Annotated in this window: 3 protein-coding genes; 2 read left to right on the top strand and 1 reads right to left on the bottom strand. The window is 56.9% G+C overall.

Annotated features, from left to right (window positions below; translation table 11 throughout):
* Both A3754_RS16440 and A3754_RS16435 read left to right on the top strand, forming a co-directional pair.
* A partial coding sequence (locus tag A3754_RS16440) for a PhoX family phosphatase (protein WP_156497035.1) occupies positions 1-1,794 on the top strand: 1,794 nt, incomplete at its 5' end.
* A 52-nt stretch (positions 1,795-1,846) separates the two neighbouring features.
* Positions 1,847-3,517, top strand: a complete 1,671-nt coding sequence (locus A3754_RS16435) for a hypothetical protein (RefSeq protein WP_063520565.1) — start codon at positions 1,847-1,849, stop codon at positions 3,515-3,517.
* A 63-nt stretch (positions 3,518-3,580) separates the two neighbouring features.
* Here A3754_RS16435 and A3754_RS27805 read toward each other — a convergent pair.
* Positions 3,581-3,781 (bottom strand): hypothetical protein (locus A3754_RS27805; protein WP_063520564.1); only part of this gene is annotated, 201 nt, incomplete at its 5' end.

Genomic DNA, 3,781 nt, shown 5'->3' with positions numbered 1-3,781 from the left:
GTAACGTTAACTGCTCTTCTGCTTGCTGCCTGTGGTGGCGACAGTGATTCTAATGACCCTGTTGCACCTGGCGACCCGGCTGGAAAAACCCTTTCCTTCACGGCGGTGAAAGCCCCGGAAACGGATCTGGAAAAGCGTCAGATCCTGGCGTCTCCTTCCGTTGAGGTGGATGGTGAGACCTACGAGATCGGTTTCCATACCCTGTTGCGTTCCGGCGATGCGGTAAACGGGGATGTGGTCTTCGGCCAATTGGTCGACAAGATGGGGCAGCCGCTCTATGGCAACGACGGCAAGCTGAGTGTTACCGATTCCAATGAGCACACCTCCCTGTTGCCGATCGGTGATCGTTTGTTCTCCGTCTCCCAGATGGAAACCCGCCCAGGCGCCATGTTCCTGATGGAGCTGGATCAGAACAAACAGACTGGCCATCTTTCCGTCAAGGATCTCTGGCAAATCGACCAGTCCGGTGTGGACGGTGGTTGGGTGCACTGTGCTGCCAGTGTGACCCCCTGGAATACCCATCTGGCCAGCGAAGAGTACGAACCGGATGCTTCCGAGCGTGACCCGGTGACCGGTGAGATTGATGGTTACTATGAGCCGATGGCAGATTACTTCGGGGGTGATCTGACGGCCATGAATCCTTACTGGTGGGGCTGGAATATCGAGATTACCGTGGCTGCCGAGGGTGACAGCGCGCCCACCAGCGATCTTGTCAAACATTACGCCATGGGCCGCCTGGCCTTTGAGCTTTCTTATGTCATGCCCGACGAAAAAACCGTCTACATGACAGATGATGGCACCAACGTGGGCTTCTACATGTTTGTTGCGGATACCGCCGGTGATCTGAGTGCGGGCAACCTCTATGCCGCCAAATGGAACCAGACATCGGCGGCGGGTATCGGTGAGGCGGATCTGGAATGGATCAGCCTGGGCCATGCCAGCAACAGCGATATCGAAGCGCTATTCGCCAGCCCGGATGAGCCGGCATTCGATGACCTGTTCGAAACCGCAGCCATGACCGGTGAGGATTGTCCGGATGGTTTCACTGCCACCGCATCCAATGGCAATAAGGAATGCCTGAAAGTGAAGCCCGGTATGGAGTTGGCGGCATCCCGTCTTGAGACTCGCCGCTATGCTGCGTTGATGGGGGCGACCACAGAGTTTCGTAAAGAAGAAGGTGTGACCTTCGACCCGGATGGCGGCAAGCTTTATGTGGCGATGAGTGAAGTGGGGCGTGGCATGGAAGATAACTCTTCCAACGATCTGTCCACGATCAATCATGTTCGTATTGCTGAAGCTAACAGCTGCGGTGGTGTGTATGCACTGGATGTTGGTAGTGATGCCGGCATCGGCTCTGATTACGTGGCGCAGAACATGAAAGGCTTGATTGCCGGTCAGCCTGCCAGCTATTCGGCTGACAGCCCGTTTGCGTCTTACTCCTGTGACGCAAACGGCCTGGCCAATCCGGATAATGTGACCTTTATCACCGGTTACAACACGCTGATTATTGGTGAGGACACCGGTTCCGGGCACCAGAATGATGTGATCTGGTCGCTGAACCTTGACGAGGTGGATGCGACGGATTTCTCCGCCGGTCTGACCCGTATCCAGACTACCCCTTATGGATCGGAAACCACCTCTCCCTATTGGTACCCCAACGTGAATGGCTTCGCCTACCTGATGAGTGTGGTGCAGCACCCCTATGGCGAATCTGACTCCGGCAAGATCCCGGATGGCTCATTGGACCACCGTGCCTACACCGGGTATGTCGGTCCGTTCCCGGCCATGGATTGAAATTAATCACGGTAACGAGGAGGGCCGGGGTTATCCCCGGCCTTTTGCTGCTATGAAAAATATTTTTTTTATTTTGGGTATGTCTGTTTCGGTATGGCAGCTGAGTGGTTGTGACCAATCTGATGCGTCGCAGGGGGATAATCTGGGGCGCCTGTATTTGTCCAATCCATCGGCAACGATTCCTGCACAGTGTTATACCAAAACCGAAGATGCCAAGGGGATGGTGAGTAACCCCTGTTATGTCTGTCATACCGCCAGTAAAGAACCGAATTTCACCAACGATCTTGATCTGCAGCTGGCCTACGATTTTGCCCGGCCTGCCACGGTTAATCGTTGGGATAATCTTTTCGTGGATCGCAGCGAAGAGCGTGAGGCGATCAGTGATGAGGCGATTCTGGCTTATGTGCGAACCGATAATTATCAGTCCGGGGGCGTGGTGCAACTGGCCAAAACCCTGACCGGAAAACTGCCTGCGCATTGGGATGGTGATGGTAATGGCCGCTGGGATGGTTACGTGCCTGACGTGGCCTACCGCTTTGATGAGCAGGGTTTTGACCGCGATGCGCAAGGCAAGCTGACGGGGTGGCGTGCTTTGGCGTATACGCCGTTTCCGGGCACATTTTTCCCCACTAATGGTTCTGCGGATGATGTGCTGATTCGTCTGGATTCTCCATACCGCCAGAATGAAAAAGGCGAGCCCGACATACGGGTTTACCGTCTCAACCTGGCGATCGTGGAGTCGCTGATCAAGCGTGAGGATGTGGCGATAGAGGCGGTAGAGGAAGCTGATTACGGGGTCGACCTGAATCGCAACGGTGTGTTGGATCGTGCTACTGAAGTGGTATTCGACTGGGCTCCCCTTGAGGGGCGTGACATGCAGTATGTGGGGCTGGCCAGGGTGGCCCAGCAACAGGGGGCGGCGCCACTGTCAGCAGGAGCTTATCCGCTGGGTACCGAGTTTGTACATAGCGTGCGCTATCTGGATATTGCCGATGATGGCGAAGTGGTGATGGCGCCGCGAATGAAGGAGCTGCGCTACAGCCGTAAAACGCGCTGGCTGACATATTTTCAGCACCGGGAGCTGGCGGACGATGAGCTCAAGGATGCGCATGATTTTCCTGACCGCATGGAGCCTGTCATCGGTGATATAGAGCGCGGGGTGGGTAATCGTCGCGGCTGGCGTTTCAGTGGCTTCATCGAGGATGACCAGGGCGCGCTGCGGCCTCAGTCGTATGAGGAACTGGCTACCTGCGCCGGGTGCCACGGGGCAGTGGGTGCGCTGGCTGACAGTACCTACACCATGGAAAGAAAGCTGGATGCCGGTCAGGGATTTCAGCGGGGCTGGTATCACTGGAGCCAGAAAAGCCTGGCGGGTATTCCCGAGCCACAGCGGCAAGATGGCCGGGGCGAGTATGCGTTTTACCTGGAACAGGTGGGAGGGGCGGATGAGTACCGGTCGAATCAGGAAGTGCGTGAGCGTTTCTTCGATGAGGGCGGGAACTTGAGACCGGCCATGTTGGCGCAACTGAAGGGCGATATCAGCGCGCTGGTGGTGCCTTCAGCCCGCCGGGCACTGGAGTTGAACAAGGCCTACCTGTCTGTCGTCGAAGAACAGAGCTATATCCGCGGCCGCGACGCGGTGCTCGCCCCAATGGTCAATGTGCACAAGGAGGTGGAGGCCGGGCAGCGTACAGCCATTACCGAGCCGGTGACGTATCGCTGAGACCGCGCAGCGTGTCGGTTTCGCTGATCTGTCGAGAGAAAATGGATGTTTCCCGTCGCAGGCTTACTTGCGGCGGGTAATCACAATCAGTGCCACGGTGACGCCGACCACGGCGATGGGGAAAAACAGCAGGTAGCGTTTGCGGCGGGCTTCTTTTTCCCGGTGCGCGTCAGCCTGCTGAATGGCTGGGTGGACGGATTTGGTGGCTTGCACCGCATTATCCGGCTCGGCGTAGGTTGCCACGGGGGCGAGGGCCAGGCCACA

The sequence above is a fragment of the Alcanivorax sp. HI0083 genome (assembly GCF_001635175.1).
Note: the sequence above shows the minus strand (reverse complement) of the source record. Positions and strands in the feature narration are given on the sequence as shown.